The organism is Rhizobium sp. LjRoot98 (assembly GCF_964252935.1).
Classification (GTDB): domain Bacteria; phylum Pseudomonadota; class Alphaproteobacteria; order Rhizobiales; family Rhizobiaceae; genus Pararhizobium.
Genome location: NZ_CAXUPW020000012.1, coordinates 19,650 through 34,677, shown reverse-complemented (window position 1 = coordinate 34,677; position 15,028 = coordinate 19,650). Strand labels below are relative to the sequence as shown.

At 57.5% G+C, this 15,028-nt stretch carries 15 protein-coding genes and 1 pseudogene; 6 read left to right on the top strand and 10 right to left on the bottom strand.

Annotation, left to right across the window (positions count from 1 at the left end):
- The first annotated feature begins 7 nt into the window (after positions 1 to 7).
- Both ACSQ3J_RS26345 and ACSQ3J_RS26340 read left to right on the top strand, forming a co-directional pair.
- Entirely contained in the window at positions 8 to 505 is a 498-nt protein-coding gene (locus tag ACSQ3J_RS26345; protein ID WP_060504508.1) for a DUF4142 domain-containing protein, read from the top strand.
- 321 nt (positions 506 to 826) lie between these two features.
- On the top strand, positions 827 to 1,744 hold the full coding sequence (locus tag ACSQ3J_RS26340) for a c-type cytochrome (protein WP_436040664.1): 918 nt from the start codon (positions 827 to 829) through the stop codon (positions 1,742 to 1,744).
- Position 1,745: 1 nt separating this feature from the next.
- Here the strand turns inward: ACSQ3J_RS26340 and ACSQ3J_RS26335 are convergent, their stop codons facing one another.
- The 8 genes from ACSQ3J_RS26335 to ACSQ3J_RS26300 form a co-directional block, all read right to left on the bottom strand.
- Positions 1,746 to 2,165 (bottom strand): c-type cytochrome, encoded by a 420-nt coding sequence (locus ACSQ3J_RS26335; protein ID WP_060504505.1) that lies wholly within the window; start codon positions 2,163 to 2,165, stop codon positions 1,746 to 1,748.
- Positions 2,158 to 3,015: a cytochrome c oxidase assembly protein gene (locus ACSQ3J_RS26330; RefSeq protein WP_244482150.1), complete on the bottom strand. Its 858-nt coding sequence runs from the start codon at positions 3,013 to 3,015 to the stop codon at positions 2,158 to 2,160. The genes ACSQ3J_RS26335 and ACSQ3J_RS26330 overlap by 8 nt, the downstream gene beginning before the upstream one ends.
- Positions 3,016 to 3,334: 319 nt before the next feature.
- Positions 3,335 to 3,937, bottom strand: a complete 603-nt coding sequence (locus ACSQ3J_RS26325; RefSeq protein ID WP_060504502.1) for a cytochrome C oxidase subunit III — start codon at positions 3,935 to 3,937, stop codon at positions 3,335 to 3,337.
- On the bottom strand, positions 3,934 to 5,847 hold the full coding sequence (gene ctaD, locus ACSQ3J_RS26320) for a cytochrome c oxidase subunit I (RefSeq protein WP_060504501.1): 1,914 nt from the start codon (positions 5,845 to 5,847) through the stop codon (positions 3,934 to 3,936). The genes ACSQ3J_RS26325 and ctaD overlap by 4 nt, the downstream gene beginning before the upstream one ends.
- Positions 5,844 to 6,836 carry a cytochrome c oxidase subunit II gene (gene coxB, locus ACSQ3J_RS26315; RefSeq protein WP_060504500.1) on the bottom strand — a complete coding sequence of 331 codons (993 nt, stop codon included), beginning with the start codon at positions 6,834 to 6,836 and terminating at the stop codon, positions 5,844 to 5,846. The genes ctaD and coxB overlap by 4 nt, the downstream gene beginning before the upstream one ends.
- Entirely contained in the window at positions 6,833 to 7,372 is a 540-nt protein-coding gene (locus ACSQ3J_RS26310; RefSeq protein WP_060504516.1) for a c-type cytochrome, read from the bottom strand. The genes coxB and ACSQ3J_RS26310 overlap by 4 nt, the downstream gene beginning before the upstream one ends.
- Before the next feature lie 261 nt (positions 7,373 to 7,633).
- Positions 7,634 to 10,030 (bottom strand): FdhF/YdeP family oxidoreductase, encoded by a 2,397-nt coding sequence (locus ACSQ3J_RS26305; RefSeq protein WP_436040663.1) that lies wholly within the window; start codon positions 10,028 to 10,030, stop codon positions 7,634 to 7,636.
- A gap of 1,553 nt (positions 10,031 to 11,583) precedes the next feature.
- A complete protein-coding gene (locus ACSQ3J_RS26300; protein ID WP_060504498.1) occupies positions 11,584 to 11,796 on the bottom strand; it encodes a hypothetical protein in 213 nt (70 codons plus the stop codon).
- Positions 11,797 to 12,407: 611 nt separating this feature from the next.
- Between ACSQ3J_RS26300 and ACSQ3J_RS26295 the strand changes: the two genes are divergently transcribed.
- Positions 12,408 to 12,827 carry a response regulator gene (locus ACSQ3J_RS26295; protein ID WP_060504497.1) on the top strand — a complete coding sequence of 140 codons (420 nt, stop codon included), beginning with the start codon at positions 12,408 to 12,410 and terminating at the stop codon, positions 12,825 to 12,827.
- A gap of 11 nt (positions 12,828 to 12,838) precedes the next feature.
- On the opposite strand, the gene ACSQ3J_RS26290 is transcribed toward ACSQ3J_RS26295, so the two are convergent.
- Positions 12,839 to 13,330 carry a sigma-70 family RNA polymerase sigma factor gene (locus ACSQ3J_RS26290; RefSeq protein ID WP_436040662.1) on the bottom strand — a complete coding sequence of 164 codons (492 nt, stop codon included), beginning with the start codon at positions 13,328 to 13,330 and terminating at the stop codon, positions 12,839 to 12,841.
- Between ACSQ3J_RS26290 and ACSQ3J_RS26285 the strand changes: the two genes are divergently transcribed.
- Positions 13,317 to 13,709 carry a hypothetical protein gene (locus ACSQ3J_RS26285; RefSeq protein WP_156397634.1) on the top strand — a complete coding sequence of 131 codons (393 nt, stop codon included), beginning with the start codon at positions 13,317 to 13,319 and terminating at the stop codon, positions 13,707 to 13,709. The two genes, ACSQ3J_RS26290 and ACSQ3J_RS26285, sit on opposite strands and share 14 nt — an antisense overlap.
- A 72-nt stretch (positions 13,710 to 13,781) precedes the next feature.
- Positions 13,782 to 13,985 (top strand): hypothetical protein, encoded by a 204-nt coding sequence (locus tag ACSQ3J_RS26280; protein ID WP_200956638.1) that lies wholly within the window; start codon positions 13,782 to 13,784, stop codon positions 13,983 to 13,985.
- A 363-nt stretch (positions 13,986 to 14,348) separates the two neighbouring features.
- On the opposite strand, the pseudogene ACSQ3J_RS26275 reads toward ACSQ3J_RS26280, so the two are convergent.
- Positions 14,349 to 14,640, bottom strand: a pseudogene (locus ACSQ3J_RS26275) (transposase domain-containing protein); the annotation flags it as partial.
- A 198-nt stretch (positions 14,641 to 14,838) separates the two neighbouring features.
- On the opposite strand from ACSQ3J_RS26275, the gene ACSQ3J_RS26270 reads away from it, so the two are divergent.
- On the top strand, positions 14,839 to 14,997 hold the full coding sequence (locus ACSQ3J_RS26270) for a hypothetical protein (protein WP_156397632.1): 159 nt from the start codon (positions 14,839 to 14,841) through the stop codon (positions 14,995 to 14,997).
- Positions 14,998 to 15,028: the final 31 nt, after the last annotated feature.

Genomic DNA, 15,028 nt, shown 5'->3' with positions numbered 1-15,028 from the left:
AATTCCGATGCCAAAAAACACTATTTTCCTCGCGCTTGTTTTTGCCATGATACAATCATCTGTCTTGGCCCACGAAAGCCTGTCCCCACAGGACTTTGCGCGAGAAGCCGCCATCTCTAACACTTTCGAGCTCGAGGCAGCCCAACTTGCTGTTGAGCGCGCCAATGATCCTCGAGCCGTGTCATTTGCGAAAGATATGGTTCGTGACCATGGCAGGGCAGCCACAGACTTGGCGGAAGCGGCGAAAACGGATGCTGTTCGTTTCACGTCTCAACTCGATGAACGGCGAAAAAAGCAACTCGACGCGTTGGTCGGCGCGGCAGAAACCGATTTCGACCAGGCATATTTCTCTACTCAGGTCACGGCCCATGAAGAGACAGTCACCTTGTTCGATACCTTTGCAAAAAGCGGCAACGCCGGGGCTCTGAAAACATTCGCGCAGAAGACACTCGGGACGTTGCACATGCACAATGTTCGGGTTCATGACCTAACGGATCAGGAATAGCTTTAAAACGCCGTCACGCCGCCTCGCGCGCATTGAGGCGGGTGGAGCTTGAAGAATCGCAAGCGTTTGATCTGAGCCGGCAGCACAGGGAGTCGAAGATGCGGAAGAGCACAATGTTGCTAATCGCTTTCACTGTTCTGGTCGTTGGGCGCCTAATCTCTCAGCAGCTTCTTCACCCCGATCCATTTAGGGACGATCGCCAACCGAAAACGTCGGAATAGCTGACGACCAATAGACGTCGATCGGTCGTACGCGCCCATACCGCTGCGAGAGATGCTGAAGGCAGGACGGATACAATGATCCCTAACCGGAAGGAACGTCATGCGTGTCAGGTTTACCCTAATCGCCCTGCCCTTGGCAGCAATCGTTGGTCTTGGCAGCCTATGGATGCTCACGACAGCTCGCCCCCCGTTTGGCCTCAGCAATCCGTTCCCCCCTATGGCTGGTGACACCGAGCGCGGGCGCCAGGTCTTCAATGCGGCTCATTGCGCGTCTTGTCACGCAACGCCTGGGCAGCCAGATCGCCTGAAACTCGGCGGCGGCCTTGCACTCGCCTCGCCCTTCGGCACTTTTCGACCGCCAAACATCTCTCCGGATCCCGTCGACGGGATTGGGCGCTGGGGCGTTTCCGACCTGGCGAATGCACTTGTAGCAGGAGTGTCGCCCGACCGGCGTCATTATTATCCGGCTTTTCCCTATACAAGCTACACCGGCATGACCGCCGCTGACATCAGCGACCTGTTCGCATATTTGAAGACCTTGCCAGCGGTCTCTGGACGGGCTCCACCGCACCATCCCAATATTTTGTTCGCGATCCGCAGATCCGTCGGGTTATGGAAACTACTCTTCTTTGATCCATCACAGCCGAAGCTGAGGAGCAACGTTGAAACTGTTGGTATCGATCGGGGCCGGTATCTCGTCGAAGCGCTGTCGCATTGTGCCGAGTGTCATTCGACCCGTGATGTTTTCGGAGCCATCAAGTCGAGCGCGCGGTTCGCCGGCGGAATCGATCCGCAGGGTACGGGCTTCGTTCCGAACATCACCCCGGTGGGGATCGGCGGTTGGACTGAATCCCAAATTGTTAGAATGCTGGAGACGGGTGACACACCCAATCACGGACGCGTCGGCTCGTCGATGGCCGATGTTGTCAGCAATACCGCGATGTTGTCCGACGATGACCGCAAAGCGATTGCCCAATACATCAAATCCCTGCCCGCGCGTCCGACCCCTGAACCATGATTCAGCGCTGGTACAGGTATGCGGCGACATCCCTCGCCTCGGCCTCGGTAATCCCCGTGATTGGCATCGCGGTGTTCGGAGAGAATCTTTGTGGAGCAACGATCCACTCAACCATATGATCGGACGAATTGGTGAGCACACCACCAATATAAACACGGCCTGAAAGTCCGGAAAGAGGTCCTCCCACCTGGCCGTCCGCGCCTGGTACGCCTGGGATCGTATGACATCCGGAGCACCCGAATTTTCGCAAGAGCGGCAATGCCCGTGAGGCGCCACCGTTTGTCAAAGCCTGCGCAATTCCGGTTCGCTCCTGACGATCGGCAATCATGCCGGCAACCACAAAGACGGTGACAGCCGCAAACAGGCCTGCAGATAACGATAAAAGCAACGTCAGCCGGGTTGCAGCCTTCAGGTCAGACATGGCTCAAATCCCGCGAGCCAGACGCTTTGATCCAAAGGGCCAACATGATCAGCGCCGCGCCCGCATAGACCGTTCCGGCCGGCACCCACATCAGCATGCCGGCAAGCTGCTGGTCCTCCAGAGGCGTCAGTCCCCATGCCCGCGCGTCCGCGGTCTGGGCGAGGTAAAGAACCCTTGGGGCAAGCGCCATCAGGGCTCCGAGAATACCGGTGTGTAGCATCGTCACTAACAGGTGCCATGCGGCGGCCCCATGGCTGCAGCGCCAAAAAATCGACCACCAGAACAGCAGGGCGGTGATCAGGAAACTCAGATGCTGCAGGCGATGCAGGCTGATATCGGTGACGGAGGCATCGAACAGCCAAGGCAGATGCCAGGCCCAGATCGCTACCCCGTGCAGCAACGTGGCGTTTAACCCACGGGTCGACCAGTCCCAGATCCTGCGCATCGCTGCGCTCTTCATCGCGGCACCAGCAATGTGACGCCCGCGCCTCGGCAGGGCCCAAACAAAGGTTGACACCGGACGCGATAAGGCAAGCAGAGGGGCAGACACGGCGATGATCACTTCGTGCTCGATCATGTGGAAGGTGAAGAGGTGCTCGCCCAGCCAATGGAGGGGCGATGTCAGCGCCGCAGCAAGCGTCGCCCATCCACTTATAAAAAATCCGAGCCGCGAAGCGAAAGCGCCGTTGCCATGTGCTACGCGGCGCACCATCTTCACCGATCCCATGCCATAGGCAATCGCCATGATCGCGAGAGGTGCGACGATCCAGGGGTCGAAGGTCCAGGTTGCTCCGTCGGAATGCGCGTCTGTGCCATGGGCCGACGCGGGGCTCATCGCCATGACGAACATGAGGACAATGATCATCTCTCGCATGGGCTTATCAGCAAAGCTGCTGCTCCCTGTAGGAAGACGGCAAAACTAAACAGCAGGCCTCCACACCACCAGAGGATCCCGAATTGGCTCTCTTGATACCCGTCTTTCGATTGCGACGACCTTGCTCCGGCACCCACCGCAGATAGGGAAACGATCACGGCCAAGATGCTGGCAGACAGGGTCAAAGCCGTGTTGCGATTGCAATCGACCGAGGGCAAGATCTGCCCCAGTTGCGTGGTCACACCCCAGAGGCCGACGGGAACGAGCAAAGCGGCATATTGGACGATCCCAGTTTTCATAGCCGCGGAACCCAGTAGATGCAGACGTAGATCGGGATCCAGGTGGCGACCACGAAATTCCAATACATCGCGTTGTCGCTGACATCTCCGAAGCGTCGCAGATTATCGCCGTGATGGGTGAACATCAGGCAGGTGAGAACGAGGGTCTCGACAAGGTCGGTCAGGATGTGAGTCGTGTGCAGTCCGAGCAGCAGCCACACCACCGATCCATAGGCATTTTGGTCCCACTGGATATGCATGGCCGGAAACTCAAAGATCCGGACGACAAGCGGTGCAATCCCGAAGAACGACATGAAGATTAGACCAATACGCACCTTGAACATATCCCGCTGCTTGGCCCACCGGGAGACGAGGAGGTTGGGAACGAGGCTTGCCGCCAGGAGAGCGGTCATGCCTGTCCCGGCGCCCAAGTCGGGCGGTTCGACCCCGATTGGCCAGACCGGCGCGAGGCTCATGAGATAAAGATAAATCACGATAGCCAGTGCGAACCCGGTGCCCTCTATGAGCATAAAGGCAAGCGTACCCCACCATGCAGGGCTCGCGCTGCCGTCGCAATGTCCCGTCAGATCGGAAACGTCCAGAACTACGACCTCTTTCACGATTCGTCCTCCGGTTCGCCCTTGGGCCAGAACCACCCCGTCAACGCTATGGCGACCGGGATTGAACCCCAAACGACCGCCCACGGTGTAAAGATCGACCAGATCAGTACGATGGTGGTGGCGATTGCCGACCAGAAGGGCCAGACCGAGTGACCTGGTGAAGACTCGCGGGCTTCTGGCGACGCATTGACCACCCCCGTGACCAATAATTCACGTCGATCGACCCGCAAACCGCTTGCAACGGTCAGGACTTCGCTGTCAGTCCAGAGTGGCCTGCTGTCGCTAACCACTGGGATGCGCTGAAAATTATAGCACGGCGGAGGTGACGCGGTCGACCATTCGAGCGTCGATGCCCGCCAGGGATTGGCTCCGGCGGACTGGCCGTGACGTGCGCTTCGAATGACATCAATAAAAAACAGCAGGAAACCGGCCGTCAAGATCAAGGCGCTCAGACTGATGAACATGTTCAACCCGGCCCAGGGCATCTCGGGTTGGTAGGTGTAGATCCTTCGCGGCATGCCTTGCACGCCCAGAATGTGCATCGGAAAGAAGGTCAGGTTGAAGCCAACGACAATCAAGCCGAAGACCCACCTCCCCAGCCGCTCGCTCATCATCCGGCCTGTGAACTTCGGGAACCAGTAGTAGATTGCGCCGAGCAGCGGAAACAGGGCGCCCCCGACCAGGACATAGTGGAAATGGGCGACGACGAAATAGGTGTCATGAACTTGGGTATCGAACGGAACCGAGGCGACCATGACCCCGGTCAGTCCACCGATCACGAAGGTAAAGATGAAGCCGAGGACGAACAGGAACGGCGTTTTGAAGATCGGACGGCCCCACCAGATCGTCGCGAGCCAGCAGAAGATCTGCAGGCCGGCGGGAAGCGCGATCGCCATGCTGGATGCTGTAAAGAAACTCTCGCCGAGCCGAGGCAGGCCGGCGACGAACATGTGATGCACCCAGAGCCCGAACGCCAGCACTCCCGTGGTAATCAGAGCCATGACCATCGCCAGATATCCGAAGACGGGCCGCTGCGTGAAGGTCGCGACAATTGTCGAGACCATGCCGACGGCTGGCAGGAAAATGATGTAGACCTCTGGATGGCCAAAGAACCAGAACAGATGCTGCCACAACAACACGTCACCGCCCTCAGCGGGATTGAAGAAGTGTGTGCCGACCAGTCGGTCGAGGATGAGCGAGGTGCTGGCGATCATGACGGCCGGCATGGCAAGTATGACGAGGAAGGATGTGACCAGCATCGACCAGACAAACAGTGGGATGCGATTGAGCGACATGCCGGGAGCCCGCTGTTTGAAGATGGTGACAACTAGTTCCAGCGAAACCGCTAGGGCGGAGATTTCGGTAAAGGTAATCATCTGCGCCCAGATGTCCGCCCTTTTTCCGGTCCCGTATTGCGGGCCAGCCAGTGGCAGATAGGCAAACCAGCCGACATCGGGACCGGTGTCGATTGCAAAAGCCACCCAAAGCAGGATCCCTCCGGCCAGAAACATCCAGTAGGAAAAAGCGTTCAGTCGTGGAAAGGCGATATTGCGGGTGCCAACCATTATAGGAACGAGATAGATCGCCATCGCCTCCATTACCGGCACGGCGAACAGGAACATCATGTTCGTCCCATGCATTGTAAAAATCTGATTGTAACGATCGGGACCGATGAAGCGGGCTTCCGGCTGGGATAGCTGCAGCCGCATGGCAAGCGACAGGAAACCGCCGAGGGCTAGAAACACGAAAGCCGTGACGATGTAGCGCCGACCGATAACTTTGTGATCGACATTTGACAACGCGCCCCAAAAACCGCCCGGCGAGCCCCATGTCGCGTTCAGATGTCGCTCAAGCTCTGCCTCGGTAAGTTGGCTGTCCCGGGTATCCCGATCTGGACTAATAGCGTTCATTTGAGACTGTCCATGTAACGGGAAATCTGGCGCAGTTCGTTGCTTGTGAGTGGTACCATCGGCATGTTGTTGCCGGGTTTGAGTGTTTGAGGGTCGGCAATCCAGGCTGCGAGCGAGCCTGGGGTCGTCTCAAGGAGCCCGGCGCCGATGGTCTGGCGGCTCCCGACGTGGGTCAGGTCGGGGCCGGTTGTTCCCGTGGAGGACCTGCCTCGGACAGTATGGCAAGCGGCACAAGGCTTGGCCAAGAACACTTTTTCGCCGGCCGACGCTTCAGCGTTCATGGTTTGTGATTGGTCTTTTCGCTGCGAGGCGAGCCATCGCGCATAGGACGCCTCGTCGTCGGCCACGACCAAGATTCCCATATGGCTGTGCTGCAGGCCGCAAAACTCGGCGCATTGGCCGCGGTAGATCCCGGGCCGCTCGGCGCGAATGAGCAGGGTATTGCTACGGCCGGGAACGAGGTCCTGTTTTCCGGCAAGACTTGGGACCCAGAAGGAATGGATGACATCGACGCTTTCCAGCTGCAGGCGCACGTCCCGTCCGACAGGAATATGGATCTCGTTGGCAGTTTCGAATTCCAGCGCCGGGTCCCGGTTTGGATACCGGATGCGCCACCACCATTGCTCGCCCTTGACGGCGATCGTGATAGCTTCGCCATGGCTCCCGTCGATCGCGCGCGTCGTGTAAAAACTTGCGATTGTCAGTCCAGTGATGATAACGGCGGTCGCCACCACCGCGCAAGACACCACGATCTTCGTCCAAGGACCGTCCGGTTGGGTTGAAGCATCCCCGGTGCGTGACCTCACCAACGCGTAAATTAGCGCAACGATGACGAGCAGCCACACAAATCCGCAGATCCAGACAAACGTTGTCATCAGGCCCTTGAGATGGATCGCTGGCGCGCCGTCCACATCGAGCGCTGATTGCGAACCGCTGCAGCCCGCAACGCTCGTCAGGACAAACAGAATGAAAAATGCGACCGCTCTCATGGGTTCGGTCCCTGGTCGGGATGAACACGGGTCGGGACTGGCTCAAACAGGATCGCAGCGGGTGCACGGTTTTCAGCGGGGCGGGTTTGCCTTGCATCGTTGCGGCCAGGCGCTGCGACCTTGGCCTGATAGGCTCCAATTGACTGCACATATCCTGCCAGCTGCCAGATCTGCTCGATCGGGATCTTGTCCTTGTAAGATGGCATGCCATGCGGCCGCCCGTCGCGGATGGACGATATAATCGACACCATTTCCGGCCCATACAGCCACCAGCCGTCGAGAAATGAGGGTCCCTTCCCACCCTGACCATCCCCGTGACAAGTGGCGCATCCGAACCAGGAGTACAGACGTTTACCTTGGGCAAGGTTATAGGAAGCGTTTTCATAGGGCTGGCCGAGAGCAAAATCGACATCCGGCGGCGCGCCGCTGATCCCGTTTGGCATGAGTCGGATCTTTTCCAGCTCCGAGGTGACGGCAGGGTCCTGGCGCAATTTCAGGGGTTCCCCGATGTAGCCAAGGAGAGCAGCTAATCCCATGCACGATAGGAAAGCCACAAGGATGCCGAGCCAGTGACGCGTTTTATTGACCGGTTGAGCGAAAGTGAAATGCTGGGCGCCCGGTCCAGAAACGCCAACAAGCGCGCGACTGCCAACCATCGGATTTAGTGTCGAGATTTTCAAAGCTATTGTGGCGGCAAGAGTTGCAGCCAGCGCAGCCGTAGCGAGCTGCCAGAACACCAAACTCAGCCGACTTTTGCGCGTGCGCGACGACATCATCAATCCTGGACCAAGAAAGCTTTAATCGTGAGGCAGTTCGGACGACGGTGTAATCAGGATGGGAAGAAGCTTGTAGGACGGCGTTTTCGATTGGATGTCGTGATGGCCCAGGGGAAACAGCGGATTCGTTTCAGGGAAATACGCCCCGCATGAGCTTCTCGGGATGTTGTATTCGACGACGCGGAATCCAGTAACTGTTCGTACCCTCTCCTCCTCGATCGCCGTGGTGAGATCGACGCTCATGCCATTTGTCAGCCCCATTGCGGCTATGTCTTCGCCATTCATGAAAACCACTTTCCGCGTCCCCTCCACACCGCGGAACCGGTCGCTATAGCCGTAGATAGTCGTGTTGAATTGATCGTTTGAACGCAGGGTCGCCAGATGTAGCACGTCACTTCTCCCGGAGGTCGAGAGATCAGGAAACAGCTTATCGGGCGTGATGAAATTGGCCTTGCCACTGCTGGTGACCCATTTGCGCTCCCGCGCCGGCAAGGGCCGCGGAAAACCGCCGGGCTGGAACAGCCGCTTGTTGAAATCTCTAAAGGTCTCAGGATAGGTTGCCTCTATCGCATCTCTAATCGTCCCGTAGTCGCCAACCCATTGATCCCAGGGAACATGGGTTTCACCGAGCGTAGCCTTGGCGATACCCGCGACGATCGCGGGCTCGGACAGGAGATCGGGGCTAGCGGGCTTCGTTTTTCCGCGCGACCCGTGGAAGTGAGCGATCGAGCTTTCGATCGAGACGGCTTGGGGACCCGTCGCTTGCTGATCAACCTCGATCCGGCCGAGACAAGGCAGAAGGTAGGCGACTTCGCCATGCAGGACATGGCTGCGGTTAAGCTTGGTGGCGATTTGTACCGTCAGACGCAATTTCCGCCATGCCGCCTCCACCGCTTCAGTTTCCGGGATTGCCTTCAGGAAATTACCGCCGAGGCTCACGAAGGCGCGGCTCGACCCGTCGATGATTGCCTCACAGGTTTCTACAGTCGAGCGGCCCGTCCAGCGCGGCGGTTCGAACCCGTAGAGTTCAGCCAGCTTGTCGAGCGGTGCTAGGCCCGGTTTTTCCGTAATGCCGACCGTTCGTTGCCCCTGAACATTCGAGTGGCCACGCACCGCGCAGATATTCGCACCGGGCTTGCCGATATTACCGCGCAGAAGAGCAAGGTTCACCAACATATGAACGTTCTGAACGCCCATCAGGTGTTGGGTCAGCCCCATGCCATAAATAGTCAGCACAGCGTTTGACTTCGCATAGGTCACGGCCGCCTCGGCCATTTGCACTCGGGACAAGCCGGAAATGCGCTCGAGCTCCTCCCATTGATGTCCGCGCGCAGCTGCGGCAAATTCCTCGTAGCCGGCGGTGTGCTCGTTGATGAAATCGTGATCGAGAACATGCTTCTTGTCGGCGGCGGCCATCGAGGCGGCAAAAGCCACCATTGCCGCGCTTTTGGGATCGGCTGGCTTGTCGTCCTCACCCGCAACTTGCGACAGACTGGATGCCTTGAGCGCATCGTCGGCTTCGATTAGAGCCTTGCAAACGCCGAATAGCGCTGCGATGTCGCCGCCGTTCCTCACCTGATAATAGTCAGAGGATATCGTCGTCTCGTGCCCGGTCAACATCTGGGTCGGAGATTGTGGATTGACGAAGCGCTCAAGCCCCCGCTCACGCAGCATGTTGAAAGTGACGATCTTTGCGCCGCGATCGACCGCATCCTGAAGATCGTGCAGCATCCGAGGAGATGACGTGCCGACGTTCTGGGCGATGTAGAAAATGCAGTCAGTGTTCTCGAAATCTGACAGGATCGCCGTCCCAACGGACGCGCCGAGGCTTTCGGGCAGAGCCACTGACGAACTCTCGTGACACATGTTGGAACTGTCGGGTAGGTTGTTGCTGCCATACATTCTAGCAAACAACTGATACATGTAGCTGGCTTCCAGCGATGCCCGTCCAGAGGTGTAAAGATCGACCTGCTCGGGCGCCAGCGCCTGTAACTCCCTACCGATCTCGGCAAAGGCCTGCCCCCATGGAACCGGAACATATTTGTCGGACGCGGCATCCCATTTCATCGGATGTATCAGCCGACCCTGCTCTTCTAGGTCGTGGTCGCGCCAGATTTCCAGCTCGGTCAATGTATGGGCGTCAAAGAACGCCCGGTCGGCACGGCGGCTGGTGACTTCCCAGGCCGTTGCCTTTGCACCGTTCTCACAGAACTCCAGCGGATGTGTTTTTGCGGGCTTGGCCCAAGCGCAACTGACGCACATGTAGCCTTCCGGTTTGTTCTGGTGGCGCAACAGTCTGACGCCTCGCACGGGCACATGTTCCCGTAGCAAGATTTCCTTGACGGACTTTGCTGACCCCCACCCGCCGGCGGGTCCAGTATAGGTACGAACTGTCGGCGTGGAAGAACTACCACTCATGACGGAGCCCTCCGCTTGCCTTCACACGAGACCCTACGCTTATACAACGGGTTCAAGCACCGCCTGCTCAATGTCCCATCCGCGCGGTACCCCTCGATCGCGACGAGCAAAGGCGGGTTGAGTGGGCTTGAGCAGACAAAGTGGGCGCCGTAACGCACTTGGAATTCAGAAACGGACGAAAGACTTCTAAAGTCACCAATTGCGCACTTTCGCTCCGACCTAGGCTCGTCGAGTGCAAGGCGCAAGCGACGCCCCCTTCCCCTTTGGAGAGAGTCGGACAAAAACATCGATGCCACCAAGACATTTGGCGGCGCATCTCCTGGCCCGTTGGCGTCCGATGAATGATGCTCGTATGCTAGGAGACCTGAAACGACAGCATCCGAGCTGCTGCAGGAACGGTGAACGTTTTGACAGAGCGAAGATGGGGTTCTCGCCCCGATCTGATTGCTAAGTCCATCGGGGCAATAGGTCCGGCCGTATTTGATGTCCACCATTGTCAATCCTCAGACGCATGCAGCACACTAAGGGTACGATTGTATTCGCAATTCATGTGTCGGACGCCTCTCGCCTGGCTCACAGTCTCCTCCACCGGCTCCAAATTCCGGTTCGACAGCAGCGAACCGACACAGCCACTAATAGTTCCGTCGCCGGGAGAAAATTGGGCAGCGCGATGGCAAAACTTCCGGTTCGGCGGCAGCCGACCGTTGGATAACAGCGTACACCTTCAACGACACCCCGTGGAGTCCAAGCGACTTCGAGAGCCCGCTCAAATGGTGTGGAACAATCTGAACAGGAGCCGGTTGGGCGAGGGTCGATTAACGGGGAGAAGTGTGCGTTATGGCAGATGGAGGGCAGGGACCAACTTGGTGGTTTGCTTGGGTCGGCCACATCAACACAAATCTTGGGATGTTGAGATTTCTGGCTGTGCCAGTGACGTTTATAGTGGTTGGCGGCACCATAGCTTGGCTGACCTTTCCATAGCTGAATATTCCAAACGGAAAACCAGCCACAGCGATTGTAGTGACCCTAGAATCTGGGCCCGAATCACGGACGTCCACAGCCACAAAGGTTGTCCGTCGCCGAGATGGCGGGCAACGCTGGCTGATTCTTTAACGACGGAGCAGGAGTTACCGTACTTCTTACCCTTCGTGGTCTTCAGGAAGCGAGACATTCCTCGCAGATACCACAGCCATCAGTGTCAAGGACGGTTCGACGTCCACAGCAAATGCATCGCTCCGTACAATCACCCCCCTCGTCGCGCTGCGGCGGAATTATCTCCACCTCCGCGACGGCCATCAATTGCGCAACCTGGTCTTCCATCTCGAGGCTCCAAATTCGAGGACGGATCTGAGATAGTGAAAGCGTGGCGATGGACAAGGGGGAGCGCATTCATCGCCACCCCGTCATCTGCAAAAAAGCCTGAATCACCCGACCAGGCGATCAAGGTCCGTCAGGTTGCCGAGGGCAGCTACGTCGGAAGGTGCAGGTGCGGACGCAAGCTCGGAGGGATCGCGTACGCTTGCGATAACACAGGGGATGCCGAGTGCCCATGTTCAATGGCGACCGGCGTCACCGTTCGGCCGCCGGGCGGGCATCGAGAACGGCTGCATCAGGGCATTCGGCCTTAAGGAGATCAAATCGTTACGGACGGATCCGGCAGGCCCCAGAACGCCGAAATCGGTGTCGCAAGAGGGCACGAACATTTCGTCTTCGACCATTAGGACAAGCTTCCCGCGTTCGAGGTGGAACACCGCGGGATGGTCCATCAGACCTCATGTACATTGGAATTTTGAGGCGTGCCGTTGGACCTCAGGACTCGTATACGAGTTCCATCGCCCCCCAGCCTGTATCGATGCCCCCTCGATGAATTGCCTTCCATAGCCCTTGCGCGCGGGCGGAGAAACAGGTGGCCCATTCATCTCGCGCCACTCACAGTGGAGAAGGGGCGCCCATTGGCATCGGACTCGATCGCCTAATCGACGTGTATCTCGCCCCCCGGCATTGAGAGAGCGCCGTAATTCACGGCATTGTTCCCCAGTCCGTGGAGGATCATGCTGACGGCCATCACTATTGTTCCCGCGGTCTCGACCGACGAACCGCGGCATGAATTCGGCCTCCATCCATAACCCCGGTCCAATTTTTCAGGATTGAATGTCATTTCCGCACTCTTTTTTGGCAGCAAGTTCGTGCGCGTAAAGCGAGGTCCTCAAGAACCATCCTTGCTTCCCTTACCTTGCCGGCGGCTTCTACCATCGTCGCCGATCTTCAGAGATTGTAGCAAACATAACGCGTCCCAAGCGGATTTATACCGATGACCGCAGTTGGAACAAAAACGCTCAAAGCCTGTTCAAGCTTGCGGAGCGCGAGGAGCCCTTATATGCAGGTGTTCCGCCACGGAAGGACACCCCCGTTGGAACACTCAATTATTCCGCTTTTCGCGGGAAAACACGTACTTATCGTTGAAGACGAATACTTCCTAGCTGATGAAACCCGGCAGAAGCTGGAGGCGAGCGGAGCCATCGTGGTCGGCCCGGTCGCAACCGTTGGCGCTGCGCTCGAGCTACTTGATACAGAACAGGTCGATGCCGCGATTCTCGACATCCATCTGGGCGATGAGCTCGTGTTTCCTGTCGCGGAAGAACTCGAACGACGCGATATCCCGTTCGTGTTCGCAACGGGATACGACCCGTCAGTCCTTCCCGTGAGGTTTACAGGGTTTGCCTTGTGTGAAAAGCCTGCTGAACTTGAGGATATCGCAAATGCACTGTTTGGTAACTCTGGTATCGAATTGCATTAGGTCTGTACTTCCTAAGGATCCAGTGCCTTGCTCAACTGGATCCGCGCCCGATTGACCCTGCTTTTGATGGTGCCCACAGGGACATCACATTCCTCCGCAGCGGCTTCGTAGCTTAAGCCCTGGATAAGAACGAGGTCGACGACGACCCGGTGATTGTCGGGCAATGCGGTGATTGCTCTCTCCAACTCGCGTCCTTGGATTTCCCAGTCTTGTGTCGGAGGTGAAGACGCGCGCGCAGCGCAGTCGTCGACTTCACCGACCTGCTCTCTCCTGGCGACTTTGAACTTCGTACAAAACGTGTTTCGCATGATCGTGAAAAGCCATGATCGAAGCTTCGTCCCTTGTCGGTAACTGCCTGAATGTGCGATCGCCTTGGCCAAAGTCTCTTGGACAAGGTCATCGACATCGATCGTGGATTTGTGAAAGCGACGCGCGAACGCGCGCAGGGCCGGCAGATTTTCCAAAAGTTCAGCGTCGGTGAACCCTGTCATGCGATCAGACATTGTTTCTCTCCTCAACGGAAAACAACTAGATCAAGCCGACCTCGTTCCACACGCCGCGAACTTTTACTACGGTTCGCCCGGCCGACGTCCAACCCTCAACGCATCAGCTCTACACGACTTGTTGGACGTTCTCAGCACCAAACAGCAAACCGCCTCAGCATGGAACACTACCTTGGCAAAATTTCCCTCTCTTCGCAGCCGGTTGCAAAGTAAGGGGAAGCTTTGTCCGCAATTCCCTGCTGTTCAAACCTTTGCGCGTTCGAGCGAGGATGATCAGAAAAAGCGTTTGATATTCTGGATTTACTGCTTCACCGCCATGCTGCGGGTATGTCGCGATCCTAACAACCGGCTCGCATCGGCAAAACTTTTTTCTCAGTGAGGGAACCGCGCGGACATCGCGTGGTTAGGCCACACGTCGCCGAGGAGCGACGCTCAAAAGGAGGAATACCCGATGACTAATCAACAGCAGGGCGGTGGCCAGGGTGGCCAGCAGGGCGGCGGCCAAGGCGGCCAGCAGGGCGGCGGCCAAGGCGGCCAGCAGGGCGGTGGCCAGGGTGGCCAGCAAGGCGGCGGCCAAGGCGGCCAGCAGGGCGGTGGCCAGGGTGGCCAGCAAGGCGGCGGCCAAGGCGGCCAGCAGGGCGGCGGCCAGCGATAGCATCATCGAAGGAGGGAGGCCCGCTGGGTCTCCCTCCTTTTCTACTTCGCTTCCGCCCACGGACTGGAACGACTCTACTTCAATAAGACCTCGGGCATTTTACCGAAGGCTGGGGTCCGTTCTCACTTGCACAGGCTACTGTATGTGATGGAATGTAACCGCCCGATTGCTACCGCATAGATTTTGCTTTGATGCAGAGCGACGAGGAGCTCGTCGTCAACAAAGCTGTCGAGGAAGGGTGTAGACGGAGATGATGCTGCCATAGATTATCATCGTTGGGGACGTTTGCCTCAACAAGCTCCGGGTCCTCTTTGAGAATTTCTGCAACAAATTTGATCGTACGGACGTGCGTAACTGTTGCCATCAGGCTGCCTCGGCAGAGTTTGTGACGAGCGGTGACCAGATCCACGGCAGCAGCTCGTCGAGTCGATTGATTTTGTGATCGTGGATGCGATTAAGCACATCAGCCAAGTATCCCTGTGGATCAAGGCCATTCATCTTGGCCGTCTCGATTATCGCAATGGCCCGCACCAAAGTCTCCGGCCCCGGTGTCGGTTCCCGCGAATAGCCAGTTGCGCCTTCCAACGCCTATCGGATGCAGAGCCCGCTCGGCAGCATCGCTGTCGACCGCTACGCGACCGTCTTCGACGAACAGGCAGAGCGAGGACCATTGCATCGCGGTTCCCCTTGCACAAATTCCCCGTTACAAAACGTCTTGCAATCCGAAGGCGACCGCATCCCTCAAATGAGGTAGAGTTTGCGCGATTGCTCTTTTGATTTTTTCGCTGTGTTGGAACACAATGCGCCTGAACACGTTTGGTATCGCTTCAAAATGTCAACTCGATGTATTCCCATGATTTTGGTAGTCAGCGCTATTGTGATCGCCGCATTCGTGTTCGGCACCGCTTTTGGGCACGGCATCAATCCTGGCAAGCGCTTGAAGCTCAAGGCGGTCGAAAAAGATTTGTCTCAGGCGAACAAAGAACTTCGCAACGGCTACCGCGACGATTGAAGAATACCACCAAATTTTCGAAGATTGGGAA